This window comes from Mycobacterium sp. GA-1841 (assembly GCF_001954135.1).
Classification (GTDB): domain Bacteria; phylum Actinomycetota; class Actinomycetes; order Mycobacteriales; family Mycobacteriaceae; genus Mycobacterium.
In genome coordinates, this window is sequence record NZ_MBEQ01000070.1 from 175,944 (window position 1) to 200,761 (window position 24,818).

Here is a 24,818-nt window from a genome sequence, read left to right on the forward strand (position 1 = left end):
GCGTTAATCCCTCAGCAGCAGCGAGCGCACCAGCGGCCGCGGTCCGGTCGGCCGAAGCATGGCGCTGGCGGGACGCGGGCGCACCTGCTGCGGCCACCAGAACCAGCGGCCCAGCAGGGCGGCGATCGACGGGGTCATGAACGCGCGCACAACCAGGGTGTCGAAGAGCAAGCCCAGACCGATGGTGGTGCCCACCTGCCCGATGGTCAGCAGGTCACTGACGATCATCGATGCCATCGTCGCGGCGAACACCAGGCCTGCGGCCGTCACCACCTTGCCGGTGCCCGCCATCGCTCGGATGATGCCGGTGTGAATACCTGCGTGGATCTCCTCCTTCATCCGGGAGACCAGCAGCAAGTTGTAGTCCGATCCGACCGCCAGCAAGACGATGACGGACATCGCCAGCACCACCCAGTGGATCTGTAGGCCCAGGAAGTACTGCCAGACCAGCACGGACAGGCCGAACGACGCACCTAGTGACATCGCCACCGTTCCCACGATCACCAGTGCGGCGACGAAGCTTCGGGTCATCAGCACCATGATCAGGAAGATCAGCGCCAAGGCCGACACCCCGGCGATCATCAGGTCGATCTTGGAGCCGTCGACGAGGTCCTTCACCCCGGCCGCGGTGCCGGCCAGATACAGCTTGGAGCTTTCCAGCGGAGTGCCCTTGAGCGCCTCCTCGGCCGCGATGCGGATCGGCTCGACGCGCGAAATGCCTTCGGGTGTCGCCGGATCCCCGCGCTGGGTGATCAGCATGCGGGCCGCCTTCCCGTCGGGGGACAGGAAGATCTTCATGATCCGCTGGAAGTCCTTGTTTTCCAGCACATCCGGCGGTAGGTAGAACGAATCGTCGTTGTTGGAGGCGTCGAACGCCTTACCCATGGCCGTCGCGTTGTCGTTCGAGTCGTCCATCTGGGAGAAGATGCCGGACATGGTGCTGTGCATCGTCAGCATCATCGTGCGGGTGCTCTGCATCGTCGCGATCATGGTCGGGAACTGCACCAGCATCTGCGGCATGAGCACGTCCAACTTATCGAGCTGATCGACCAGACCGCCCATTTTGTCGGTCACTTCATCGATACCGTCGAGCCCGTCGAAAATAGCCCTGATCGACCAGCACAGCGGAATGTTGTAGCAGTGCGGCTCCCAATACAGATAGTTCTTCAGTGGTCGCCAGAAGTCCTCGAAGTCCGCCATGTGATCGCGCAGTTCTTTGATGTCACCCTGCAGATCATGAGTGGTGCCGACCATGCCATGCGTGGTATCGACCATCTCTTTCATCAACTCGTACATGCGCTGCATGAGGGCGATGGTCGTGGACATATCGTCGGCCTGCTCGAGGAGGTCTTCCATGCGCTCACGCTGGAATGGCAGGCTCAACCGCTGACTGGCGTTGGACATGCTCAGCATGAAAGGGATCGACGAATGTTCGATCTGCGTGCCCTCGGGCCGCGTGATGGACTGAACATTCGCGATGCCGGGCACGGCGAACACCGCTTTTGCCAATTTGTTCAGCACCAGCAGATCGGTTGAATTCCGCATATCGTGGTCGGCTTCGACCAGCAGTAGGTCGGGCGTCGCCATTTTCGACTCCGGAAAGTGGCGGGCGGCCGCCGAGAAACCCTGGTTGGCCGGAATATCTTGCGGAATGTATTTCTGATCGGTGTAGCTGGGGTTGTATCCGGGCAGGGTCAACAGGCCGATCAAGGCAATGGCCAGAGTGGCCAACAGAATGGGTGCCGGCCAACGCACGATCGCCGTCCCGATACGCCGCCAGCGCCGGGTGATGACCGCCCGTTTCGGATCGAACAGCCCGACCCGGCTGCCGAGCGCGATGGCGGCAGGCACCAGCGTCAGCGCCACCGCGACCGCGGTGATGATGCCCACGGCACCCGGCACACCGAGGGGCTGGAAGTAGGGGAGGCGGGTGAAGCTCAGGCATGCGATCGCGCCGGCGATGGTCAAACCGGAGGCCAACACCACCTTGGCGACACTGCGATAGGCGGTGTAGTAAGCCTGCTCGCGGTCTTCGCCGACCTGACGGGCCTCCTGGTAACGCCCGGTGAAGAAGATGGCGTAGTCGGTTCCGGCCGCGATACCGACGGAGACCAGCAGGTTCACCACGTAGGTGGTCAGCCCGACCCAGCCGTGCATGCCGAGGAAGGCCACCAGGCCGCGGGCCACCTGCAGTTCGATACCGACGGTCAACAGCAGGATGATGACGACCAGGATCGATCGGTACAACAGGAGCAGCATCAGGAAGATGACGCCGATGCTGACCAGGGTGATCAGGATGACCGTATTGTTGCCGCTCTGGCCCATGTCGGCGACGATGGCGGCCGGCCCGGTGACATAGGTGTCGACACCGGGCGGCGCCTGGGTGTTCTTGATGACGTCCTGCACCGCTTTGACGGCTTCGTTGGCCTCGGCCTGGCCGAACCGGCCCACCAGGTTGAGCTGGACGTAGGCGGCTTTGCCGTCGGCGCTCTGGGCGGCGCCGGCGGTCAGTGGATCGCCCCAGAAGTCCTGAATGTGCTGAACATGGGCGGTGTCAGCCTTGAGCTGGCGGATCAGGTCGTCGTAGTAGGCGTGCGCGGCGTCACCCAGCGGTTCCTGTCCCTCCAGGACGATCACCGCGACGCTGCTGGAGTTGGACTCCTGGAACAGCTCGCCCATGCGCGTCATCGCTTTGACCGCGGGGGCGTCGGCAGGGCTCAACGACACCGAATGGTCCCGTTCGACCACTTCCAGCGGCGGGATCGCCACCGTCATGACCACCGTGATGGCCACCCACCCCAAGATGATCAGGGGGGAGAAACTGCGAATGAACGACGCCATTCGTGACTTGCGGTGCGCTTCGTTTTCCATGGTCAACCGCTCACGCAGCCTTCAGGAGGCAAGAAGTGAAGGCATTCACCTGGTTCGAGGTCTTCTCTGCCTTGACCTCGCCATCGACGGTGATGCGACACCCGATCGTATTGCTGTCACCCTGGGCCATGATGCTGCCCACCGCGGTGGTCTTGGCGATATCGAATTCCAGGGACCACGGCAGGCTGACATTCTTGACGAACTGCGGTTCGGCGTTCACATCGAAATAGCTGATGCTGGCCACAGTTCCCGGCGCGCCGTAAACCTCATAAATCAACTTCTTGGGGTTGAATGGTTTCGAGTCATTAACCTTGGTGTCAGCGTAGGTGGGGCGCTTATCGGAACCAAAGATGTCGTGCAGTCGCGAGACGGTGAATCCGGCCGCCGCAATCACCACAATCGCTAGTAACGGAATCCACAACCGCTGCAATAGCTTAAAAATCGTAGATCTCCTCCACTAGCCCCCCACGCCCGGCGCGTGCGCTGTGGCATAACGCACGGCCTGAGGGGGCGCACCCTAGGTCCGTTGAAGAGTAAACCATGGCCTTCTCCGTCATATCAGGCCGTTGCGCGGCGGCGATATGCGAAGGGAACCAGCGGCGACAGATCGGCGCAGCCGTAAATTAGGTAGCCAATTTCAATGCAAAAGGCAAGCTCATTTCCTCGAAATATGCCTTATGCGTTTTCGGCAAAATGCTCGAACGAATAGTTCGAGGCAGGCAACCTGCGGATTCTGTGCATCTTTCGCAATCTGGCTAAGTTTCACCCGGTCCGTTGTGCGTTGCTGTGACCCTGGTCTCGCGACCGGGTCCGGGCGAGCCGGCGCGGGACCACCGGGACTTAAGAGATCTATGGGAAAACTGATCGGTATCGCCGAAGCCGCCGCGAGGGCCGCTTCGGGGGCTCTCCACCGGCCACTTCAGCTGGCGCCGGCGGCTGTCCGTGGCGGCGCAGGAGCCAACGCCCGACCGGGTGTCGCGCCGCCGACGGCCCCGGCGACAGCCCCGACGACAGCCCCGACGATGGAAACGCCACGTGAAGCAATTTTCGGGAAATGCAAAGGGCCATACCGCTTGCCGTGACATTCTCATTGATCATGAAAGGACCGCACAGCAGGCGCACGATCGCATCGGTGTACGACCCCCGCTGTAATGCACTGAACTTCTGGCGGCTCATCTTCGCGGCCATGGTGGTGTTGCAACATTCCTGGCCGCTCACCGGCCGGGACATCACCGGACCCTTTACCCAATTGTTCACCCAGGTGTGGGTGGACGGGTTCTTCGTGATTTCCGGGTTCCTGATTACGTCGAGTTGGATGCGCCACCCGCATCTCCGCGATTATCTTGCTGCCCGGCTTCTCCGAATACTTCCGGGCCTGTGGGTCTGTGTACTGGTGGTGGCATTCGTCATCGCCCCCATCGGCGTGCTCGTGCAACATGGTGAGCCGCTGAAGTTCTCATCGCAGATTCTATGGGCGGTCAACAATGGCTTGCTGAACGTCTTCTACGTGGGGATCGACGGCACTCCGAAAGATGTTCCGTGGCCGGGGGTCTGGGACGGCACGCTGTGGACGTTGATCTTCGAACTGATCTGCTATGCCGCAGTCGCCGTACTGGGCGTCACCGGGCTGATGAAGAAGCGGTGGCTGATTCCGGCAGCGTTCGTCATCTCGCTGATCGGTGCCGCCCTGGCCGGCTATCCGACACAGGATTTCCAAACCATCCCGCAGATGGTGACCCGCTTCGCTCTGGTGTTCGCCGCCGGCGCACTCGTGTACCAGTTCCGCGACAAGCTGCCGGCCAACTGGTGGCTGGTCACCTTGTGCGTGGGACTTGTTGTGGCAGCCGGGTTCTTACCGAATTACCGCGTCTACGCGGCATTGCCGTTGGCCTACGCGGTCATGGTGTCGGGCGCGCTCCTAAAGCGCCCTCAGCTGCAGTTGCGCAATGACATTTCGTACGGCGTGTACATCTACGGGTGGCCGATGCAACAGCTGCTGGCGATCATCGGCCTGGACCGACTACCGGCGGGCGTGTTCTTCATCGTCGCCACCGCAGCCACCATCCCGCTGGCCGCGGCGAGTTGGTTCCTGGTGGAGAAACGCGCCATGCGGCTCAAACGGCGCCTGCAAAGCAAGCCTGAACCCGAGACGCAGTATCTCGAGGAGGGTTCAGACGCTGCTGCCGAGTCGAAGGTACAGGGGCACTGAGGATCTCATCAGATCGAGCGAGATCCCGCCCGACATGCTCCGCCGGTGCCCGCAGACGTCTGCGATCGACGAGCACGTCGCGGGCATGAGCCCGCGTCACCGTCGCCGTAAGGACCGCCGTTGACCGTGACGACCGAGAGAAACGGGGCAATGACCGGTGCGACTGGCATGGGTACGAATAGCAGGGGCGCTGATGACGCCGCTGGCTTTGGCGGGATGTTCTGGCATCGTGCTGAATCCCATTTCTCCCGAGGAGGCACGCCGGCAGGTCGTTGATGTCTCACGGCAGATCACTTCCGATCTCGGTGGCGAAGTGGCCGAAGCGAAGTTCGGTTATCAACCCTGTGGGATCAATGGCTCACCACCGTTCAATGGCCACTCCCATGTGCAGCTGTGGATGCCCGGGGCCGACCGGTCCCGCGAAGTCACCACCGACTCCGTGCTCGATCGATTACGGCAACACGGCTGGGAAACCAATCCTGACTATCACTCACACGCTGCGGCGTTCACGCGCGACGGGCTCGACGTCACAGTGTGGGTGATACCGCCGCCCAAGACGGACAAACCCCCACGCGCTCACGTGATGATCGACGTGTACACCGAATGCCGCGACACCTTCGACCATCGGACCGATGGGACGGCGTTCTCGTCGACGGACATCAAAAAAGACCTAACCTCCGGTTAGCCCGCGCCCAGAATCCCTCCGGCATCGGAACCCGCACCGTATTCAGCGCCAACACGATCGGGGCAACGTCGGCTTCGGGGAACACGTCGACTCGTAGTCCAACGTGCGGGCGAACGGCGCGTCCGCGAGGATCCGCACGTACTTCTCCGAATCCTCGCCGCCCATCGACCCGACCAAACCCCGTCAAGCACAAAGGCCACGAACCTTTTGTGGTTCGCGGCCTTTGTATCAGCGGCTCGTAGAACCGCTCTCTGTGGGCGAAGGGGGACTTGAACCCCCACGTCCCGAAGGACACTGGCACCTGAAGCCAGCGCGTCTGCCATTCCGCCACTCGCCCGAATGACCGAGGCAGCGTAACACTGCGGGCGCGCGGTTCCCAAACCGTGCGATCAGAGCGCCGATCGGAGGCGCGGAGAATCCCCAGAAACTCCTTAACCTCATCTAGATCAGGTCACTGACCAGCGTCGATCTGATTCTCAGAGTTCTGTTGGTCCCGCATTTGGGTACCTGGCCGATACCATGCTTGTGAGCAGTGTGGCCAGAGCGACACGCGGGAGCACGGGTGACCGTGCCGAGGCGGCGAACGACAACGAGTAAAGGCGGGCGGTGACATGGGTCTTGTCGACCGCATCGAACGCAAACTCGAGTCCACCGTCGGCGATGCGTTCGCCCGGGTCTTCGGCGGCTCGATAGTGCCGCAGGAAGTAGAGACGGCGTTGTGCCGGGAAGCCGAGTCCCGAGCCCGTACGGTGGCCGGTGGACAAGTTTTGGCGCCGAACGACTACGTAATTACGCTCAGTGGCACTGACTATCACAAGGTGAGCGCCGATACTGACCTGACCGCGACCACGTTCGCCAAACATCTGGGGGGATTCATCCGTGACCAGGGATGGCAAACGTATGGTGATGTGGTCGTCAGATTCGAACAATCACCGAATTTGCACACCGGACAGTTCCGCGCCCGTGGCGCGGTCAACCCCGATTCGACCGCTGGCGAATCCGCGCGAGCCGAAGGCGACCATGCGTTCACCGCAGAATCAGGAGAACCACCTATGACCGATAACCCGAATTACCGCGGCGGCCAGGGACAGGGGCGCCCCGGCGACGACTATTACGACGACCGCTACGGGCACCCCCAGGACGATCCTCGCGGCGGCCAGTACCCACCGGATCAGGGCGGCGGCTACCCCCCGCAGGACCAGGGCGGCTACCCGCCGCAGCGCGGCGGCGGTTACCCCGAGCGCGGCGGCTACCCCGACCAGGGTGGTTACCCGGATCAGGGCGGCTACCCCGATCAAGGCGGCTACCCGGACCAGGGTGGCTATGGTGCGCCCCCGCAGTCCTACGAGCAGCAGCGCCCGCCGGCCGGCTACGGCGGCCAGCCGGGTGGCCAGCAGGGCGGCTATGACCGTGGTTACGGCGGCCAGCCCGGCGGCGGCTACGGCCAGCCCGGGCCGGGCGGTCAGCCCGGTTACGGCGGCGGCGCCGAGTACGACTACGGACGTCAGGATCCCCGCCAGGGCGGCGGCTACCCCGACCAGGGCGGTGGCTATCCGGAGCAGGGCGGCGGCTACGGCGGCGGCCAGGGCTACGGACGTCAGGATTACGGCCAGCCGCAGCAGGACTACGGCCGCGGCTACGCCGAACCCCAGCAGGGCGGTTACCCCGAGCAGGGCTACGGCGCCGAGCCGGGATATGGCGAGCCGGCCGGATACGGCGGCGGCGGTGATTACGGCGCACCGGCCGGGCAGGGCGGTTACGGCGGGGGATACGGCGGTGGCGACTATGCCGCCGGCGGTGCCACCGTCACCCTTCAGCTCGACGACGGCAGTGGCCGCACCTACCAGCTGCGTGAGGGCGCCAACGTGATCGGCCGCGGTCAGGACGCCCAGTTCCGGCTCCCCGACACCGGCGTGTCGCGGCGGCACCTGGAGATCCGGTGGGATGGGCAGGTCGCGTTGCTGTCAGATCTCAACTCCACCAATGGCACCACGGTGAACAACGCACCTGTGCAGGAGTGGCAGCTGGCCGACGGCGACGTGATCCGGCTGGGCCATTCCGAGATCATCGTGCGCGTGCACTGAGCGTCTGAGAACCGGACACACCGGAGTGGCAAGCACCCCGCTTCGCCCTCACGGCTATCGCCGTCCAAGTATCGTGACGTTGCCGACGGTAGCGCAGCGTTGCCAGTGGGGCGGATACGGAGAGGACGTCAGATGCAGGGGTTAGTGCTGCAACTGACGCGCGTCGGTTTCCTCCTGCTGTTGTGGCTGTTCATCTGGTCGGTGCTGCGTATCCTGCGGACCGATATCTATGCGCCGACCGGCGCGGTGATGGTGCGCCGGGGTCTGGCCCTTCGCGGTTCCTTGCTGCCGAGTCGGGACCGGCGCCACATCGCGCGGCAACTGGTGGTCACCGAAGGCGCACTGGCCGGCACCCGCATCACCTTGGGTGCCCAACCGGTGCTGATCGGCCGTGCCGACGACTCCACTCTGGTGCTCACCGATGATTACGCGTCGACGCGCCACGCCCGGCTCTCACCACGAGGTTCGGAGTGGTACGTCGAGGACCTAGGATCGACCAACGGCACATACCTTGACAGGGCGAAGGTGACAACAGCGGTAAGGGTTTCCATCGGAACGCCGGTTCGAATCGGCAAGACGGTAATCGAGTTGCGCCCGTGATCGCGCACGCGCGGGGAGCACGAGGAACACTATGACCCTCGTTCTCCGATATGCAGCGCGCAGTGATCGCGGGCTGGTTCGCGCCAACAACGAAGACTCGGTGTACGCCGGGGCTCGACTGTTGGCATTGGCCGACGGCATGGGTGGCCATGCCGCCGGCGAGGTGGCCTCTCAATTGGTCATCGCCGCGCTCGCGCACCTCGACGACGACGAACCCGGTGGGGACCTGCTCAACAAGCTCGATGTCGCCGTCGGTCAGGGCAACTCCGCGATCGCGGCACATGTGGAAGCCGACCCGGAACTCGACGGGATGGGCACGACGCTCACCGCGATCCTGTTCGCCGGCAACCGGCTGGGCCTGGTCCACATCGGTGATTCCCGCGGCTACCTGCTACGCGACGGTGAATTGACCCAGATCACGAAGGACGACACGTTCGTCCAGACGCTGGTCGACGAGGGCCGCATCACCGCCGAGGAGGCCCACAGTCATCCGCAGCGCTCGCTGATCATGCGGGCGCTGACCGGACACGAGGTCGAGCCGACGTTGATCATGCGCGAGGCCAAGGCCGGCGACCGTTACCTGCTGTGTTCGGACGGACTGTCCGATCCGGTCAGCCAAGAGACCATCCACGAGGCCCTGCAGATCGAGGACGTCGCCGAGAGCGCCGACCGGTTGATCGAGTTGGCCCTGCGCGGTGGCGGCCCGGACAACGTGACCGTGGTGGTCGCCGACGTCGTCGATTACGACTACGGGCAGACCCAGCCGATCCTGGCCGGTGCGGTGTCCGGGGATGACGATCAGAGCGCCCCACCGGACACGGCGGCCGGGCGGGCCTCGGCCTTCAATCCCCGGCGCAACGAACCGAAGCGTGTGGTTCCCCAGCCGGCCGAGCCCGACCGCAGGCCCCGCTCGCGGCGCCGGATCCTGATCGCCGCGGTGCTCCTCGTGCTGGTGATCCTGGCCGGGTTGGCGATCGGCCGGGAGATCATCCGCAACAACTATTACGTCGCCGCCCACGACGGCACGGTGTCGATCATGCGCGGCGTACAAGGCTCCTTTCTCGGGGTGTCGCTGCAGGAGCCCTACCGGCTGGGCTGCCTCAACGACCGCAACGAACTGTCGCTGATCGGCGCCGACGAAAATCAGGACCGCCGTGACTGCCGGTTGATGGCGGTCGACGACATGCGTCCGTCCGAGCGCGCTCAGGTCGTGGCCGGCCTGCCCGGCGGTTCCCTGGACGACGCGTTCGAACAGATCAGCTCGCTGGCGCGTAGTTCGGTGCTGCCGGTCTGCGCACCGCGCACCGCCACCACGACATCCAAGCCGTCACCCGCGCCGGCGCCTGGTCCCACTCCGACCACGACGCCCGCACCGGGGCCGGTCCCGAGTGCCGAGTCACCGGCTCCGGAGTCACCCGCGCCGCAGACGGGCGCACCTGCGGCGCCGACGTCGGGCGCCCCGCTGCCCGCACCGACGCCGTCGCCGACCGTCACCGCACTGCCTCCGCCACCGCCCGAACCAGGGACGAACTGCCGAGCCGTGTCATGACAACTCAACCCCAGTCGCCGGTTACCGTCATGCCGCCGCTACCGAATCGGCGCAATGCGGAACTGCTGCTTCTGGGGTTCGCGACCCTGATCACCACCGTCGCGCTACTGATCGTCGAGGCCAACCAGGAACAGGGCCTGAGCTGGGATCTGGTGCGCTACGTCATCACGTTCGCCGCGCTGATGGGCGCTGCCCACCTGGCGATCCGACGTTTCACGCCCTATGCCGACCCGCTGCTGCTGCCCGTGGTGGCGCTGCTCAACGGGCTCGGCCTGGTGATGATCCACCGGCTGGACCTGGCCAAAGGTGAGTTGACCTCGGACGATCTGGGTGGCACCGCCAATCAGCAGATGATGTGGACCCTGGTCGGCGTGATCGGGTTCTCGGCCGTGGTGGCAGTGCTGGCCGACCACCGCATGCTGGCTCGATACGGGTACATCTGCGCGCTGACGGGCCTTGTGCTGCTGGTGATTCCGGCGCTGCTACCGGCGAGGTACTCCGAACAGTACGGCGCAAAGATCTGGATCCAGTTCCCCGGCTTCTCGATTCAGCCCGCCGAGTTCTCCAAGATCCTGCTGCTCATCTTCTTCGCCGCGGTGTTGGTGGCCAAGCGAGACCTGTTCACCAGCGCCGGCAAGCATTTTCTCGGCTTGGATCTGCCGCGGCCCCGCGACCTGGCTCCGTTGCTGCTGGCATGGGCGGCTTCGGTGGGCGTGATGGTGTTCGAAAAGGATTTGGGCACTTCACTTTTGCTGTACGCGTCGTTTCTGGTGCTGGTCTATGTGGCCACCGAGCGGCTCAGCTGGGTGGTCATCGGACTGGCCCTCTTCGCAGCGGGAAGCGTTGTGGCATACCAGGTTTTCGGCCATGTCCGGGTGCGGGTGGAAACCTGGCTCGACCCGTTCGCCGACCCTGAGGGCGCCGGCTATCAGATGGTGCAGTCGCTGTTCAGTTTCGCCACCGGCGGGATCTTCGGCACCGGCCTCGGCAACGGCCAGCCCGGCACCGTGCCCGCCGCGGCGACCGACTTCATCATCGCCGCGATCGGCGAGGAGCTCGGATTGGTCGGGCTCGCAGGCGTTCTCATGCTCTACACCATCTTCATCATCCGCGGTATGCGCACCGCGATCGCCGTCCGCGACAGCTTCGGCAAGCTGCTGGCCGCCGGCCTGGCCGCCACCCTGGCGATCCAACTGTTCATCGTCGTGGGCGGTGTCACCAAACTGATTCCGCTGACCGGGTTGACGACGCCGTGGATGTCCTACGGCGGATCCTCGCTGCTGGCCAACTACATCCTGCTGGCCATCCTGGTCCGCATCTCCCATGCGGCCCGTCGGCCGATCACCACCACCCCGGCGCCGAACCCCACCCCGATCGCCGCGGCCAGTACCGAGGTGATCGAGAAGGTATGAACACCTCCCTGCGCCGGGTGGCAGTCACGATCATGGTGCTGATCGTGCTGCTGCTGGCCAACGCCACGATCACCCAGGTGTTCACCGCCGACGGGTTGCGGGCCGACCCGCGCAATCAGCGGGTGCTGCTCGACGAATATTCGCGTCAACGCGGCCAGATCACCGCGGGCGGACAGCTGCTGGCCTACTCGGTGGCCACCGACGGACGGTTCCGCTTCCTACGCGTCTACCCGAACCCCGAGGTGTACGCCCCGGTGACCGGGTTCTACTCGCTGGGTTACTCCAGCACCGGCCTGGAACGCGCCGAGGACACGATTCTCAACGGCTCCGACGAGCGGCTGTTCGGCCGCCGCCTGGCCGATTTTTTCACCGGCCGCGACCCCCGCGGCGGCAACGTCGACACCACGATCAAGCCCGAGGTACAGCAGGCCGCGTGGGATGCACTGCAGAAAGGCTGTGACGGCCCCTGCAAGGGCTCGGTGGTGGCACTGGAGCCTTCGACCGGCAAGATCCTCGCCATGGCGTCGGCTCCGTCATATGACCCCAACCTGCTGGCCACCCACGATCTCGCCGCTCAGACTCAGACCTGGCAGCAGCTGCGCGACAACGAACAGTCGCCGCTGCTCAACCGTGCGATCTCCGAGACCTACCCGCCGGGCTCGACGTTCAAGGTGATCACCACCGCGGCCGCGCTGCAGTCCGGGGCCACGCCCGACACCCAGCTCACCGCGGCACCGCGGATTCCGCTGCCCGACAGCACCGCCACGCTGGAGAACTTCGCCGGCTCGTCCTGCGGCGCCGGCCCGACCGCGACGTTGCGCGAGGCATTCGCCAGATCGTGCAACACCGCATTCGTCGAACTGGGACTGAACACCGGCGCCGACAAACTCAAGACCACCGCCCAGGCCTTCGGTCTGGACGAGCCTCCGCCACCGATCCCACTGCAGGTGGCCGAGTCCACCACGGGTCCCATCGCCGACGGAGCCGCGCTCGGCATGTCCAGCATCGGGCAGCGTGATGTGGCCCTGACTCCGCTGCAGAACGCGCAGGTCGCCGCCACCATCGCCAATGACGGGATCGCGATGCGCCCGTATCTTGTGGATAGCCTCAAAGGACCCGACCTGACCACGATCGCCACCACGGCGCCCGCCGAAGAGCGCCGGGCAGTGTCACCCCAGGTCGCAGCTACACTTACGGACTTGATGGTCGCCGCCGAGCAGGTGACTCAGCAGAAGGGAGCCATCGCCGGCGTGCAGATCGCTTCGAAGACCGGTACGGCAGAGCACGGGACGGACCCCCGTAACACTCCGCCGCATGCCTGGTACATCGCATTCGCACCGGCCTCCGACCCCAAGGTCGCGGTCTCGGTGTTGATCGAGGACGGCGGGGACCGGTTGTCGGCCACCGGCGGCGCACTCGCCGCCCCGATCGGACGCGCCACGATTGCGGCGGCGCTGCGGGAGGGTTCATGAGTCCGCGAGCGAGGCGAGCAATGGGCCGCCTGAGGCGAACGAAGCGAGGCGAGCAATGAGCCCCCGCGTCGGAGTCACGCTGTCCGGGCGGTACCGGCTGCAGCGGCTGATCGCCACCGGCGGTATGGGTCAGGTCTGGGAGGCCGTCGACTCACGGTTGGGCCGCCGCGTCGCGGTCAAGGTGCTCAAGGCGGAGTTCTCCACCGATGCCGAGTTCGTCGAGCGGTTCCGGGCCGAGGCCCGCACCGTGGCCATGCTCAACCACCCCGGCATCGCCAGCGTGTACGACTACGGCGAGACCGAACTGGACGGCGAGGGCCGCACCGCCTACCTGGTCATGGAGTTGATCAACGGCGAGCCGTTGAACTCGGTGATCAAGCGCACCGGCCGGTTGTCGTTGCGTCATGCCCTGGACATGCTCGAGCAGACCGGCCGCGCCCTGCAGGTGGCGCACACCGCCGGCCTGGTGCACCGCGACGTCAAGCCCGGCAACATCCTGATCACCCCGACCGGCCAGGTGAAGCTGACCGACTTCGGCATCGCCAAGGCCGTCGACGCCGCCCCGGTCACCCAGACCGGCATGGTGATGGGCACCGCCCAATACATCGCCCCCGAGCAGGCCCTGGGCCATGACGCCACCGCGGCCAGCGATGTGTATTCGCTGGGAGTGGTTGGCTACGAATCGGTTTCGGGTAAGCGGCCGTTCACCGGCGATGGTGCGCTGACGGTGGCGATGAAGCACATCAAGGAAACCCCACCGCCACTGCCGGCTGATCTGCCGCCCAACGTGCGCGAGCTGATCGAGATCACCCTGGTGAAGAACCCCGGCATGCGCTACAAGTCCGGCGGTCCGTTCGCCGACGCGGTCGCCGCGGTGCGCTCGGGGCGTCGACCTCCCCGTCCCAACCAGGCTCCGACGTTGGGCCGTGCGGCTCCGGCTGCCGTGCCCTCGGCCGCCCAGGCCCGCGCCGCGGCCGATCTGACCGGCCGGACGCCGATGACGGCCACCCGGGCCCGGCCGACCACCGCCGCCCACCGCCCGGCGCCACCGCCGCGGCGCACGTTCTCGTCGGGGCAGCGGGCCCTGCTGTGGGCAGCCGGCGTGCTCGGCGCGCTGGCCATCGTCATCGCGATCCTGATCGTGCTCAACGCGCAGGACCGCAAGGATCAACAGCAGTCGCCGCCGCCCACGGTCACCGACACGGTGACCGAGACGACGCCCTACCAGACCCCGGCAGCGCTGCCGGATCTGGCTTTCCACGTGATCATGCCCAGCGACGCGGGGGCGCTCGCTCAGGGTGTCCCCAAGGCACCAGAACAGATACTGCGATGACGACGCCTCAGCACCTCTCCGACCGATATGAGCTCGGTGAAATCCTCGGCTTCGGTGGTATGTCCGAAGTTCACATCGCGCGCGACACGCGGCTGCACCGCGACGTCGCCGTCAAGGTCCTGCGCGCCGATCTGGCCCGGGACCCCAGTTTTTACCTGCGGTTCCGCCGCGAAGCGCAGAACGCCGCGGCGCTGAACCATCCCGCGATCGTGGCGGTGTACGACACGGGTGAGGCCGAGACCCCGAACGGACCGCTGCCCTACATCGTCATGGAGTACGTCGACGGCGTGACCCTGCGCGACATCGTGCACAGCGAGGGCCCGATCCCGCCGCGTCGCGCCATCGAGATCATCGCCGACGCCTGCCAGGCACTGAACTTCAGCCATCAGCACGGCATCGTGCACCGCGACGTCAAGCCGGCCAACATCATGATCAGCAAGAACAACGCTGTGAAGGTGATGGACTTCGGTATCGCCCGCGCCCTGGCCGACACCGGCAACAGCGTCACCCAGACCGCCGCGGTGATCGGCACCGCCCAGTACCTCTCGCCGGAGCAGGCCCGCGGGGAGACCGTCGACGCCCGCTCCGACGTGTACTCGCTGGGCTGTGTCCTCTACGAGATCCTCACCGGCGAGCCACCTTTCATCGGTGATTCGCCGGTCGCGGTGGCATACCAACATGTCCGTGAGGATCCGGTCCCGCCGTCGCATCGGCACACCGGCATCTCTCCCGAGCTCGACGCCGTGGTGCTCAAGGCCCTGGCCAAGAACCCCGACAACCGGTACCAGACGGCGGCCGAGATGCGTACGGACCTGATCCGGGTGCACAGCGGTGAGGCCCCCGAGGCCCCGAAGGTGCTCACCGAATCCGAGCGCACCTCGATGCTGAACTCGGGGCCGATGCTGACCCACCCCGGCGGCGCGCCCACGCAGAACCTCGTGGTGCCCCGCCCCGCGGACCGCAATGCCTCGGTGGCGCGGTGGCTGATCGCGGTGGCCGTGCTGGCGGTGCTGACCGTGGTGGTGACCGTCGCGATCAACATGTTCGACGGCGCACCCCGCGACGTACAGGTGCCCGATGTCAGCGGTCAGCGTTCGGCGGATGCCATTGCCGCGCTGCAGAACCGGGGCTTCAAGACGCGTACCGAGCCCAAGACCGACAACAAGGTGCCGCCGGAATACGTGATCGGTACCGATCCGTCGGCCAACAGCATGGCGGCGGCGGGCGACGAGATCACCGTCAACGTCTCCGCCGGGCCCGAGCAGCGGGTGATCCCCGATGTCGCCGGCCTGACCCCCTCGCAGGCCCGGCAGAAGCTCAAGGACGCCGGTTTCGAGAAGGTCAAGGAGTCCGCGAGTCCGTCGACACCCGAACAGAAGGGCCGCGTGCTGGCCACCAACCCGCCGGCGAACCAGACCGCCGGGGTCATCTACGAGGTGACGCTCGTGGTGGGTTCGGGGCCGGAGGACACCGCGGTGCCCGACTGCAAGGGGCAGAGCGCGGACGTGTGCAAGCAGATCCTGACCGCGTCGGGCTTCACCAACACCGTCGTCATCGATATCGACCACACCGCGCCCGCCGGTCAGGTGGTCGACACCGAGCCGACCGCCGGTACCTCAGTGCCCAAGGACACCCCGATCCAGATCCATGTGTCCAAGGGCAACCAGTTCGTGATGCCCAACCTGGTCGGGCAGTTCTGGGACGACGTCTACCCGCGGCTGACCGCGCTGGGTTGGACCGGGGTGCTGGACAAGGGCCCGGACGTGCGCGACAGCGGTCAGCGCACCAACGCGGTGGTCACCCAGAACCCGGCCCCGGGCACCGGGGTGAGCCGGGATGCGCGGATCACGCTGAGCTTCGCGTCGTAGCCGCGGCCACGGCGCGGGCCACCTCGGCTTCGAGGGAGGCCACCAGCTGCTCGGCGGGCGCGGCACCGCAGACCCCCAGCCAATTGGCCAGCATGCGGTGCCCGCCCTCGGTGAGGATCGACTCCGGGTGGAACTGCACCCCGTGGATCGGCAGCTCACGGTGACGCACGGCCATGATCACGCCGCTGTCGGTCTGCCCGATGACCTCGAGCTCGGCCGGCACCGTCTCGGGCAGGATCGTCAACGAGTGGTAGCGGGTCGCGGTGAACGGATCCGGCAATCCTGTGAGCACCCCGGCATCGTCGTGGTGCACGACGCTGGTCTTGCCGTGCAACAACTCGGGGGCCCGGTCGACCGTGGCACCGAATGCCACGCCGATGGCCTGGTGGCCGAGGCAGACCCCGAGTAGGGGAGTGGCGGCCGCGGCGCACGCCCGTACCAGGGGAATCGTGGCACCGGCGCGTTCGGGGGTACCCGGCCCGGGGCTCAGCAGCACGCCGTCGAAATCGGCGGCCACCTTGGCGAGGTCGGCTTCGGTGGCCAACCGTTGGTCGTCGTTACGCCAGACCTGCGCGTCCACCCCGAGCTGGCCCAGGTACTGGACCAGGTTGAACACGAAGCTGTCATAGTTGTCGACGACCAGAACCTGCATCGGCCCAGGTTACCGGGTTAATAGCCGACAGGTCCCGCGGGTTTCGCGTACCGCATGCGCAGCGGCTCGGTGTGGCCGGTGAGCTCGACCTCGGCACGGGGTTCCTCCAGATAGCCGAGCCCGAACCGCACCACGTACTGCTTGTAGAGGTTCACCAGAGGTGCGCCGGCCAGCGCGGCCTGCATCGCCGGGACGTCGCCGACCGCGGTGATGACGTAGGGCGGGCTGTATGTGCGGCCGTTGAGCAGCAAGGTGTTGCCGACGCAGCGTGGGGCCGAGGTGGCGATGATGCGCTGGTCCTGCATCTGGATGCCCTCGGCGCCGGCGCTCCACAACGCATTGAGCACCGCCTGGATGTCCTGCTGGTGCACCACCAGGTCGTCGGGGGCGGCATCGCGGGGGAAACGGCCCTCGGCGTCGCGCTGGGCGTCGTTGAGGGTGACCACCAGGCCGGGCCCCCGCACGGGCACCACTCCGGCGTCCACGGCCAACTCGGCGGAACGTTTCGTGATCGCGGCGAGCGCCGCGTGCGAGCTGGGGGACCCACCGTGATGGCTGTCGATCTCGGTGGACAGTGAATCGCGCTGGGCGGTCAGCCGGTCCACGGACTGCTGTGCCTCGCGGACCAGGTCGACGAGCCGGGGAGAATCGCTGCGGCGGATCTCATCCCCGCCGGAGACGCCGTGAGTGGCCGCCAGCAGCAGGCCGGCGCACAGGCAGACCACCGGTACGCCATAGCGCCACGGGGACCGATCAGGTTGGTCCATCGCTGTCTCTTTCCGACGTGCAGCTACGTTAGGCTCGTGAGGCATCCTGCCTCATCGTCGCACCGTGTGACGCCGACTGTCCGCGAAGGTACCCATGCCCAAGTCCAAAGTCCGCAAAAAGAACGATTTCACCATCAAGCCGGTGAGCCGGACCCCGGTCAAGGTGAAAGCCGGGCCGTCGAGTGTGTGGTTCGTCGCGCTGTTCATCGGCCTCATGTTGTTCGGTCTGTTGTGGCTGCTGGTGTTCCAGCTGGCCGCCACCAACCCGGTGGACACGCCGTCGTTTCTGCAATGGATGGCTGACCTGGGTCCGTGGAACTACGCGATCGCGTTTGCCTTCATGATCAGCGGGCTGTTGCTCACGATGCGCTGGCGCTGACCCGGAACGACACCCTAATGAATTCATCTTACGTTTTCAGCGTTACCGAACCAGCAACGTCGACGATGCTCAATCACATCGTTGTGATTCATCCCCATTGGGGATAGCACCTGTGGATAACTCCATTAGGCGCGGTAAGAGGGTGTGAACAACCCGTGCAGCAAACTCATTGGAGCCCACCGGCTGCTGGAGTCGCTGGTTGCGGCTTAGCCGGGTTGGCGATGGCTATCGCAGCTGTGACCGTGATCACAGACCCGCCCGGACGTGTTCTTGCCGGCATTGCTGCGGTGGGATTGCTCACCTTCGCAACCATGTCGTGGCGGGCACGGCCGAAACTGGCAATCAATCAAGACAGTCTCACCGTCGCCGGGTGGTGGCGCGACCGGAACTACCGCCGCGATGACATCCGGAAGGTCCGCATCACGGAGTTCCGCCGCATCGGCCGCAAGGTCCGGCTGTTGGAGATCGACACGGTCGATGACCGGCTGGTGGTCCTGACGCGGTGGGATCTCGGGACCGACCCGCTTCACGTGCTCGACGCGCTCACCGAGGCCGGTTTCGCGACCCCGTGAACGTGACCGCGTAAAAAAGCCCCTCACACAACACGACGCCCCCGGCTACCGGGGGCGTCGCGCGTTTGTCCGTGCGGGAGGCGCAGCTTTATGCCACGGTCACCGATTCGATGACCACCGGCTCGCTCGGTCGGTCGGAGCGGTCGGTGGCGGTGGAGGCGATCGCGTCGACCACCTTCTGCGACTCGGGATCCACGACCTCGCCGAAGATGGTGTGCTTGCGGTTCAGGTGCGGGGTCTGCCCGACGGTGATGAAGAACTGCGAACCGTTGGTGCCCGGTCCGGCATTGGCCATGGCCAGCAGGTAGGGCTTGTCGAACTGCAGCTCGGGGTGGAACTCGTCCTCGAACTTGTAGCCGGGCCCACCGCGGCCGGTGCCGGTCGGGTCGCCGCCCTGGATCATGAAGCCGTCGATGACCCGGTGGAAGACCGCGCCGTCGTAGAACGGACCGGACGTGCCGCCGGAGGCATTCTCGGTGCTGTAGTCCTTGGTGCCCTGCGCCAAACCGACGAAGTTGGCCACGGTCTTGGGAGCGTGGTTTCCGAACAGTGCGATCTTGATGTCGCCGCGGTTGGTGTGCAGTGTCGCCGTCGCGGTCTGAATGGGGCTCGTCACAAGAAGCCAGTCTGCCATCCCGAGCCTGGCGACCGTCAGATACCCCGCCAACGCCCCCACACCGGCGTGGAGATGGCAATGTGGAGCCCAGCCCAGACACGAGCCCAGAAAGGTGCCCCATGACCGCGAACGTGGATATCCGGTTGGCCCCCCATCAGCGGCTGGCCCGCGGCTTGAAATACAGCACGCTCGGGCCCGTCGACGTGACGCGCGGGGTGGCGGGAATCAGCGCCAACACCGTGTCCGCCGCCGCGGCCGGGCTCCGTAAGCGCTATGAGTCCGGCAAGCTGCGTCGTCAGCTCGCCGCCGCCGCCGAAGCCGTGGCCGCGCTGCCGGAGGTGATCCAGGAAGCCGCCGCACCACCCAAGCGGCGTCGCCGCCCCCTGGTGATCGCCGGCGTCGCCGCCGCCGTGCTGGCCGGTGGGGCAGTGACATTCTCGATCGTGCGGCGCTCCATGCGGCCCGAGCCCTCACCGCTGCCGCCCAGCGTCGAGGTCAGCCCGAAACCCTGACCGGGCGGGCTACTGCGCGGTCGGCGGCTGGCAATCCAGCCACTGACCGTTTTCCTTGACGAAAGCGTTGGGCTGCGTGGCCGTCGCCGGTGGGTTCACGCCGAACACCCATGTCGTGGTGAGGTCGGCGGTCGCCTTGTCACCGGTGACCTTGATGTTCTCCACCTTGTCGATCGTGGCCTTCGACGTCTGCCGAAGAAGCTCAAGGTTCGCCGCCTTGTACGCCGGCTCGTCGTATCGGATCAACGCGTCGACCAATTTGTTGATGGTGGCGTCCGATGCCGTAGGGTGCTGCCGTTTGAACCCACTCCGCAGCAGGTCGACGGGGGCGCCGGCCAGTTCTCCGGGGGCGCCGGCCGCGCTGATCGGCGGAAAGAACGTATCCACTTGATTTCGTACCGCGTCGCGGTATTGCACACAGGTCAGCTCGGCCAACCGGTTGAAATCGAACCCGGCCAACGCCTTTCCTTCCTGAGCGACCAGGTCGCGGATCTGCTGTTCGGCACTGACCGGCGCCACCGAGGAGGCGGGCGAACTCGACGTCGCCTCCGGAGCGCTCTCCGATCCACAACCGGCAACCGTCAAGACGGCAATGCCCACGACAAATGCACGTATCACCAAAGTTCTCACTTCCCCCCGCTGGCCGACAGCGGCAGCTTACCGGTCACCCAACCGCTGAGGGCCGTTGCGCAGCACGCGCCACACACGAAAAAGCGGCCCCGGTGCGCACACCGGAACCGCCGTCAAATCTTGTGGAGCCTAGGAGATTCGAACTCCTGACATCTGCCTTGCAAAGGCGAACCATGTTGCTGCTCAGCGGTTGTGAATAGCAATCACGTGCCAAAACAGATCACCGTGGATCACGGTAGTCATCTGTAACTGTGGTCAAATTGTGGTCAGTGAGTGGTCAACTGTTCGGAATCTTCGGGGCCGTGTACGACCCCAGGTCGTCCAGAAGGATTGAGACTGTATGTCGTAGGGCCAATACTGTGCTTCGGAGGCGCTCGTTTTCTTCTCTCAAACGCGTGGCCTCGGCTTCTAGCTCCCTCAACGACTGCGCGGCCGCCCCCTGGTCGGGGCTCTCCACGAAAAGGCCGAACGTGTTAGCTCTATGATCGGCAGTCTCCTGAATGCCTTCCGGAAGCTGCGGACCATCCGCTACACGCTCCTTCAGATACGCGAGCACCGATTCTGCCGTCAACTGACAGGGATTCGAACCCGGCATGCGGACCAGGCGGCCATCCCGAATTAGACGCCTTACCGTCGACTCGCTCTCCCGCGACAGCTCCGCAACGTCTCTCACGGAGTAGCTCGGTTTCGCTTGCACTCCGCCACACCTGTCAAATCCCAGTCAGTTGACGGTCAAACCGTCGGAACTCAAGTAGTCTCTCAGATAACCGCCAAATGACAGTCGTGAAATTCGCTGGGAGTGAAATGACGAAGGCGCTGCAGGCCTCACCAAGACGTTCGCCGAAGTCTGAACAGCGTCAGCGGACCGCGTTAGTAGCTCTCAGAATGTTGCCTGCGGAACGTGACGCCCTGTCTGCTGCTGCGAAGCGGCGGGGGGTGAGCGTGTCGGAACTAATACGGGCAAGTGTCCTCGCAGAGATTGTTGACCGTCCCGCGAACTGACTTCCAGCCATCGCTACATGCCAATGCAATTTGCGGCACGCCCGTGTGTCGTGACGGTTATACCGTCCACTTTCGTGTAAAAGTATTCGCATGACTTGGCACCCGGGGTGGTCTAGTGGGGAGTTCAAGGCAGCGATTGTGGCGCGTGCCTTCTACGGACCGCTGTGTTCATGAGTACAACGGGGCAGCGGTTTGAGATCTATTGCGACGAGAGCAGGCCGGAACTATTCGTAACGGCGGGCCGCCGATCAGGGCGCGCGATCATCGGGTCCCTTTGGATGCCGGCCGACTACCGAGACACCTTCAAACGGGATATCACGGCGCTTCGGGCTGCGCACGGAGTATGGGGAGAGTTCAAGTGGAATAAAGTCTCACCTTCGAAACTGGCCTTCTACCAGGCTTTGGTCGAGTACTTCTTCGCTTGCGACGAACTGCGATTCCGCGCCATCGTCGTTGACGCTTCCCAGCTTGATCTTGACAGGTTTCACGCAGCGGACGCTGAATTAGGCTTCTACAAGTTCTACTACCAGCTTTTGACTCACTGGATCGTTCCTGGCGCCACGTACACAGTCTTCTGTGACGACAAGGTGAACCGTGACCCTAAGCGCTTATCCGTTCTGAAACAGGTGCTCCAGAACGCCAATCGAGCCGCCGAGATTAAGACGCTGCAATCTGTGAATTCGCACCAAGTTGTGGCTGTCCAACTATGCGACGTACTGATCGGTGCAACGCAGTGGCGGGCCAACGGCAGCTCCGGTTCATCCCCCGCGAAAATGGCCCTCGTGAAGGACGTCGAGCTTCGCACCGGTCGCCATATTGGGCCTACGTATCAGTCCGAGCGAAAATTCAACATCTTCAATATCAGTCTGCAAGGAAGTCGCGAGTGACTCTTCATCTGCCTGATGAGACCGCTTACCGCGCGCACTTCGTCGCAACTTACACTCGATCTCCTCAGACGTTTCGGTTAGCGGTCGGTACTGCTCCGGTGTACTTCGCGGCCCACAATTTTGACCATGCCTTCTTCGAGAGCACTCAGCGCGACGGGTTCAAGGACGCCTTTTCCCTTCAGCGGGCCGAGCGGATGGACGATATCGCCACAGCGCTGGCGGACTCGACGATCGAACGCAGGGCCGGGTGGGACAAGGACAGTAAAAGCCACCACCACTCAAAGTGCGTGACAGTCGCAGTCGATGACTTCGTAGTCGTGATTCGCTTGGGGCTAACTCAGAAGGGGTTTCTCAAGGGCAAGTTCGTGACGTGCTACGTGGCAGACAACAGCATCGGCAAGATCCGAAAAGCACCCCTGTGGGACCAAGCGATCTGCATGCATGAGTTGGCCCAAACGAGAAGTGGACGCTGATTCGCATACGCGGGCTCAGCGTCCGAAGCCTCGATAGGTTCAGATACCGCTGGGTACTGAACTCGATTCAAGAGTATCAGCCCGTGTCAGACGTGGCAACGGCCGCTGCTCACAGGCTGGTTCCTGGTGGTTAGGCTCGCGCCTATTTTGAAGAGCGAGCGCTGCGAGCCTAACCACCAGGACCGACAAACACAACATCCTCGCAGTTCAGACGTGCTTTGGGCGCCCAATTGACGACTGTTAAGCAGCAAACACCGCTGCGGGCGCAATCCGTTCCGCTCGGACCTGCCTCAGAGCTACCCAAGCCACTTGTTGTTTTGGTTTACGTTCTCGATCAGGTCGTCCAGGGCGGACTTCAACAGAGCGGCTTCGTCGGTCGAGAGTTCGGCGGTGACGTTGACTTCGATGCTGTAGATGACACGTCCGTTTCGCCCTTGCCGGCCAATCAGTGCCGCGGTGCCAGCACCCCAGGGGTGCGCATACAAAGGGGAGAACCTGAGTTCACGATATTCCTCTCCCTCTTCCGTGTGTGTCCAAGGCCCAACTTCCTCGACATCGAGTGGGACGTTGAGATCAGTCCCATGGACCATTTCAGCGAGCAGGTCATCATTAGGCAGTTCATCGCTGGCGTCACTCACCTCATAAAGGCTATCTGTCCAGGGTCGGCTACACGATTGAGCTGCTCGGATGTCGCAGATCTCCCGCGCCACGCGCGCCTCGATGCCCAGCGTCGTGTCCACCTTCAGGCTCCGGTTTGCAGCTTCCGGCACGCCTAGCTTATGTAGACGATCAGTGGGTCGCCTTGTGGATTGGTTCCCGTGCAGCGTTGCGACGTCGGCCACGCGTCCGTGTCGGCTGCGGCGCAGCGCATTGTGTAGAGCCTGCCCGTGACTGGGCTGTAGGCCGTGACGATGGCGCCGGGTTGGCCGTACCAGGATCTGCGGACGTTGTCGGCGAAGGCGCAGCTGGTTTCGGCGGAGGCGACGCCCGTCAGGCCGGACGGGCACAGCCTGAAACTCTCGAGTTCACCCGGGCTCAAGACCGGCGGCGGGGGTGGTGGTAGTCGTGGTGCCGGCGGCGGCGCGGACGGAGAGGGCCGACTTTCCTCTGCGAACGCGAACGCTCCGGGCGGGGTTTCCCACAGCACGTTCTCGTCGTCCGCGGTGACGTCGACTGGAACGTCATGCTCGGTATCGTCCGTCGCTTTCACGGTCGCGATGCCCTTGTATTCGTTGCCGGATTTGTGAACCAGTAGCACCTCGATAACGGTCAGGTCTTCGAGATCCTCGTCATCGTCCAGGTTCCGTTGCATCGCCGTCTTCACTTCGCTCGCGATCGCTTCCGCCGGGGCCGGTGTCGGGCTTGCCGCGGTAGAGGTCGGTACGACCGTCGGCGTAGCTTGCGGGGCTTCCGAAGGCGACCGGGTAATAACGAATGCCGCTGAGCCGACAGCAATCGCGGCGGTAGCGGCGAGCCCTGTCCACACCGGCCAGTTCCGTCGGGGCTTCTCTACCGGCGGCGTGGCCTCGGGGAACTCCTGGGGCTCCGGCTGGATTGCGCCATCCCACTGGGTGCCATCCCAGTAGCGAGCACCCTGGCCGCCCAACGGGTCGGGGTACCAGCCTGAGGGATTTGTCATGCCGCCACCGCTGCCGCAACTACAGCACCGACCCGGATGCGGCGTTGGATGATTCGCGAGTGACTCATTTCTGCTGTTCAATCCCCCCGATTGATGGCTGTCACCTCAGTGGCAACAATTTACGCCGAGGACGAGCTAATCGTGGGTTCAATCGGGCGTCTCGTTCGCAGGAACGTTAGATTTCGCTGCTGGGATGACGCGGTTTGCCCGGTCAGAAGCGGCCGCGGTGCCGCATCGACTGAAGTGCCTGCCGGTCCTTCAACTTGCGTTCCAGTTCTTGGACGTCCTTGACGGTGACGCTCTCGATGCGGGTGCTGAAGTCGTAGGTCGAACCCGAGTCGCCGATGGGGTCAGCGGCAGGGGTGTTGGCTATCGCGGAGAGGTTGCCCCATTGTTCGTGATTGAAGACGGGCATGGGCTCCTGGCGCCTAGTCAGGTTCATCGCCAACCCGCCGGACGGGAGCCAGCCGCCTTGGTCGTAGATGCCGAGACGTTTGAGGGAGTCGAGTGTGTGCTGCTGGTTCGCCGGTGCTGGTGCGGCGTTCCCGATCCCCTGGCCGAGCCCTGGCGGTGGGCCGGCGGGGCTGGGTCAGGCCGGGTGCGGCG

The 24,818-nt window shown here is 64.8% G+C and carries 24 protein-coding genes and 1 tRNA gene; 15 read left to right on the plus strand and 10 right to left on the minus strand.

The features are described 5' to 3' along the window. Positions 1-3: 3 nt before the first annotated feature. Both A5740_RS17270 and A5740_RS17275 read right to left on the minus strand, forming a co-directional pair. Complete coding sequence (locus A5740_RS17270) at positions 4-2,871, minus strand: RND family transporter (protein ID WP_076195870.1); 2,868 nt, start codon at positions 2,869-2,871, stop codon at positions 4-6. A gap of 10 nt (positions 2,872-2,881) precedes the next feature. Then, positions 2,882-3,301, minus strand: a complete 420-nt coding sequence (locus tag A5740_RS17275; protein WP_076195872.1) for an MmpS family protein — start codon at positions 3,299-3,301, stop codon at positions 2,882-2,884. A 666-nt stretch (positions 3,302-3,967) separates the two neighbouring features. Here A5740_RS17275 and A5740_RS17280 point away from each other — a divergent pair. Then, positions 3,968-5,080, plus strand: a complete 1,113-nt coding sequence (locus A5740_RS17280) for an acyltransferase (RefSeq protein ID WP_139335182.1) — start codon at positions 3,968-3,970, stop codon at positions 5,078-5,080. Between the two features lie 193 nt (positions 5,081-5,273). Next, positions 5,274-5,765 carry a hypothetical protein gene (locus tag A5740_RS17285; protein ID WP_076195875.1) on the plus strand — a complete coding sequence of 164 codons (492 nt, stop codon included), beginning with the start codon at positions 5,274-5,276 and terminating at the stop codon, positions 5,763-5,765. 254 nt (positions 5,766-6,019) lie between these two features. On the opposite strand, the gene A5740_RS17290 is transcribed toward A5740_RS17285, so the two are convergent. Beyond that, positions 6,020-6,102: transfer RNA gene (locus A5740_RS17290), tRNA-Leu, on the minus strand. A 274-nt stretch (positions 6,103-6,376) separates the two neighbouring features. Here A5740_RS17290 and A5740_RS17295 point away from each other — a divergent pair. The 7 genes from A5740_RS17295 to pknB all read left to right on the plus strand — a co-directional run bounded on the left by A5740_RS17295 (position 6,377) and on the right by pknB (position 16,083). Continuing rightward, entirely contained in the window at positions 6,377-7,849 is a 1,473-nt protein-coding gene (locus A5740_RS17295) for an FhaA domain-containing protein (RefSeq protein ID WP_076195877.1), read from the plus strand. A 132-nt stretch (positions 7,850-7,981) separates the two neighbouring features. Further along, complete coding sequence (locus A5740_RS17300) at positions 7,982-8,449, plus strand: FHA domain-containing protein (protein ID WP_029110475.1); 468 nt, start codon at positions 7,982-7,984, stop codon at positions 8,447-8,449. A 31-nt stretch (positions 8,450-8,480) separates the two neighbouring features. After that, positions 8,481-9,998, plus strand: coding sequence for a PP2C family serine/threonine-protein phosphatase (locus tag A5740_RS17305; protein ID WP_076195879.1), 1,518 nt, complete (start codon positions 8,481-8,483; stop codon positions 9,996-9,998). Continuing rightward, complete coding sequence (locus A5740_RS17310) at positions 9,995-11,410, plus strand: FtsW/RodA/SpoVE family cell cycle protein (protein WP_076195881.1); 1,416 nt, start codon at positions 9,995-9,997, stop codon at positions 11,408-11,410. Before A5740_RS17305 ends, A5740_RS17310 begins: the two co-directional genes overlap by 4 nt. After that, complete coding sequence (pbpA, locus tag A5740_RS17315; protein ID WP_076195883.1) at positions 11,407-12,882, plus strand: D,D-transpeptidase PbpA; 1,476 nt, start codon at positions 11,407-11,409, stop codon at positions 12,880-12,882. Before A5740_RS17310 ends, pbpA begins: the two co-directional genes overlap by 4 nt. 55 nt (positions 12,883-12,937) lie before the next feature. After that, a complete protein-coding gene (locus A5740_RS17320) occupies positions 12,938-14,215 on the plus strand; it encodes a protein kinase (RefSeq protein WP_076195885.1) in 1,278 nt (425 codons plus the stop codon). After that, on the plus strand, positions 14,212-16,083 hold the full coding sequence (gene pknB / locus A5740_RS17325) for a Stk1 family PASTA domain-containing Ser/Thr kinase (protein ID WP_076195887.1): 1,872 nt from the start codon (positions 14,212-14,214) through the stop codon (positions 16,081-16,083). The genes A5740_RS17320 and pknB overlap by 4 nt, the downstream gene beginning before the upstream one ends. On the opposite strand, the gene A5740_RS17330 is transcribed toward pknB, so the two are convergent. After that, positions 16,061-16,735, minus strand: coding sequence for an aminodeoxychorismate/anthranilate synthase component II (locus tag A5740_RS17330; protein WP_076195889.1), 675 nt, complete (start codon positions 16,733-16,735; stop codon positions 16,061-16,063). The two genes, pknB and A5740_RS17330, sit on opposite strands and share 23 nt — an antisense overlap. Positions 16,736-16,752: 17 nt before the next feature. Further along, positions 16,753-17,502 carry a DUF881 domain-containing protein gene (locus A5740_RS17335; RefSeq protein ID WP_076195892.1) on the minus strand — a complete coding sequence of 250 codons (750 nt, stop codon included), beginning with the start codon at positions 17,500-17,502 and terminating at the stop codon, positions 16,753-16,755. Between the two features lie 94 nt (positions 17,503-17,596). Between A5740_RS17335 and crgA the strand changes: the two genes are divergently transcribed. Both crgA and A5740_RS17345 read left to right on the plus strand, forming a co-directional pair. Continuing rightward, positions 17,597-17,881 carry a cell division protein CrgA gene (gene crgA / locus A5740_RS17340; RefSeq protein WP_076195894.1) on the plus strand — a complete coding sequence of 95 codons (285 nt, stop codon included), beginning with the start codon at positions 17,597-17,599 and terminating at the stop codon, positions 17,879-17,881. 155 nt (positions 17,882-18,036) lie between these two features. After that, positions 18,037-18,453: a PH domain-containing protein gene (locus A5740_RS17345; protein ID WP_076195896.1), complete on the plus strand. Its 417-nt coding sequence runs from the start codon at positions 18,037-18,039 to the stop codon at positions 18,451-18,453. A gap of 88 nt (positions 18,454-18,541) precedes the next feature. Here A5740_RS17345 and A5740_RS17350 read toward each other — a convergent pair whose 3' ends face one another. After that, on the minus strand, positions 18,542-19,087 hold the full coding sequence (locus A5740_RS17350) for a peptidylprolyl isomerase (RefSeq protein WP_076195898.1): 546 nt from the start codon (positions 19,085-19,087) through the stop codon (positions 18,542-18,544). Between the two features lie 101 nt (positions 19,088-19,188). On the opposite strand from A5740_RS17350, the gene cwsA reads away from it, so the two are divergent. Continuing rightward, on the plus strand, positions 19,189-19,581 hold the full coding sequence (cwsA, locus tag A5740_RS17355) for a cell wall synthesis protein CwsA (protein ID WP_076195900.1): 393 nt from the start codon (positions 19,189-19,191) through the stop codon (positions 19,579-19,581). A gap of 9 nt (positions 19,582-19,590) precedes the next feature. Here the strand turns inward: cwsA and A5740_RS17360 are convergent, their stop codons facing one another. After that, entirely contained in the window at positions 19,591-20,181 is a 591-nt protein-coding gene (locus tag A5740_RS17360; RefSeq protein ID WP_139335184.1) for a hypothetical protein, read from the minus strand. A gap of 834 nt (positions 20,182-21,015) precedes the next feature. Between A5740_RS17360 and A5740_RS29410 the strand changes: the two genes are divergently transcribed. The 3 genes from A5740_RS29410 (at position 21,016) to A5740_RS17375 (ending at position 22,573) form a co-directional block, all read left to right on the plus strand. Further along, on the plus strand, positions 21,016-21,213 hold the full coding sequence (locus A5740_RS29410) for a hypothetical protein (protein ID WP_371454765.1): 198 nt from the start codon (positions 21,016-21,018) through the stop codon (positions 21,211-21,213). A gap of 170 nt (positions 21,214-21,383) precedes the next feature. Continuing rightward, positions 21,384-22,100: a DUF3800 domain-containing protein gene (locus A5740_RS17370; RefSeq protein ID WP_076196033.1), complete on the plus strand. Its 717-nt coding sequence runs from the start codon at positions 21,384-21,386 to the stop codon at positions 22,098-22,100. Further along, on the plus strand, positions 22,097-22,573 hold the full coding sequence (locus tag A5740_RS17375) for a hypothetical protein (RefSeq protein WP_076195906.1): 477 nt from the start codon (positions 22,097-22,099) through the stop codon (positions 22,571-22,573). Before A5740_RS17370 ends, A5740_RS17375 begins: the two co-directional genes overlap by 4 nt. Before the next feature lie 296 nt (positions 22,574-22,869). Here the strand turns inward: A5740_RS17375 and A5740_RS17380 are convergent, their stop codons facing one another. From A5740_RS17380 to A5740_RS17390, 3 genes are all read right to left on the minus strand, one after another. Next, a complete protein-coding gene (locus A5740_RS17380; RefSeq protein ID WP_139335185.1) occupies positions 22,870-23,211 on the minus strand; it encodes a hypothetical protein in 342 nt (113 codons plus the stop codon). A 134-nt stretch (positions 23,212-23,345) separates the two neighbouring features. Next, a complete protein-coding gene (locus A5740_RS28935) occupies positions 23,346-24,212 on the minus strand; it encodes a DUF2510 domain-containing protein (RefSeq protein ID WP_076195910.1) in 867 nt (288 codons plus the stop codon). Positions 24,213-24,423: 211 nt separating this feature from the next. Continuing rightward, positions 24,424-24,627, minus strand: a complete 204-nt coding sequence (locus A5740_RS17390) for a hypothetical protein (protein WP_076195912.1) — start codon at positions 24,625-24,627, stop codon at positions 24,424-24,426. Between the last annotated feature and the right edge of the window lie 191 nt (positions 24,628-24,818).

Excerpts from the sequence above, each read along its gene's own strand:
- A5740_RS17270 (WP_076195870.1), bottom strand. The coding sequence starts at position 2,871 with ATGGAAAACGAAGCGCACCGCAAGTCACGAATGGCGTCGTTCATTCGC.
- A5740_RS17280 (WP_139335182.1), top strand. The coding sequence starts at position 3,968 with ATGAAAGGACCGCACAGCAGGCGCACGATCGCATCGGTGTACGACCCC.
- A5740_RS17285 (WP_076195875.1), top strand. The coding sequence starts at position 5,274 with ATGACGCCGCTGGCTTTGGCGGGATGTTCTGGCATCGTGCTGAATCCC.
- A5740_RS17295 (WP_076195877.1), top strand. The coding sequence starts at position 6,377 with ATGGGTCTTGTCGACCGCATCGAACGCAAACTCGAGTCCACCGTCGGC.
- A5740_RS17300 (WP_029110475.1), top strand. The coding sequence starts at position 7,982 with ATGCAGGGGTTAGTGCTGCAACTGACGCGCGTCGGTTTCCTCCTGCTG.
- A5740_RS17305 (WP_076195879.1), top strand. The coding sequence starts at position 8,481 with ATGACCCTCGTTCTCCGATATGCAGCGCGCAGTGATCGCGGGCTGGTT.
- A5740_RS17310 (WP_076195881.1), top strand. The coding sequence starts at position 9,995 with ATGACAACTCAACCCCAGTCGCCGGTTACCGTCATGCCGCCGCTACCG.
- pbpA (WP_076195883.1), top strand. The coding sequence starts at position 11,407 with ATGAACACCTCCCTGCGCCGGGTGGCAGTCACGATCATGGTGCTGATC.
- A5740_RS17320 (WP_076195885.1), top strand. The coding sequence starts at position 12,938 with ATGAGCCCCCGCGTCGGAGTCACGCTGTCCGGGCGGTACCGGCTGCAG.
- pknB (WP_076195887.1), top strand. The coding sequence starts at position 14,212 with ATGACGACGCCTCAGCACCTCTCCGACCGATATGAGCTCGGTGAAATC.
- A5740_RS17330 (WP_076195889.1), bottom strand. The coding sequence starts at position 16,735 with ATGCAGGTTCTGGTCGTCGACAACTATGACAGCTTCGTGTTCAACCTG.
- A5740_RS17335 (WP_076195892.1), bottom strand. The coding sequence starts at position 17,502 with ATGGACCAACCTGATCGGTCCCCGTGGCGCTATGGCGTACCGGTGGTC.
- crgA (WP_076195894.1), top strand. The coding sequence starts at position 17,597 with ATGCCCAAGTCCAAAGTCCGCAAAAAGAACGATTTCACCATCAAGCCG.
- A5740_RS17350 (WP_076195898.1), bottom strand. The coding sequence starts at position 19,087 with ATGGCAGACTGGCTTCTTGTGACGAGCCCCATTCAGACCGCGACGGCG.
- cwsA (WP_076195900.1), top strand. The coding sequence starts at position 19,189 with ATGACCGCGAACGTGGATATCCGGTTGGCCCCCCATCAGCGGCTGGCC.
- A5740_RS29410 (WP_371454765.1), top strand. The coding sequence starts at position 21,016 with ATGACGAAGGCGCTGCAGGCCTCACCAAGACGTTCGCCGAAGTCTGAA.
- A5740_RS17370 (WP_076196033.1), top strand. The coding sequence starts at position 21,384 with ATGAGTACAACGGGGCAGCGGTTTGAGATCTATTGCGACGAGAGCAGG.
- A5740_RS28935 (WP_076195910.1), bottom strand. The coding sequence starts at position 24,212 with ATGACAAATCCCTCAGGCTGGTACCCCGACCCGTTGGGCGGCCAGGGT.
- A5740_RS17390 (WP_076195912.1), bottom strand. The coding sequence starts at position 24,627 with ATGCCCGTCTTCAATCACGAACAATGGGGCAACCTCTCCGCGATAGCC.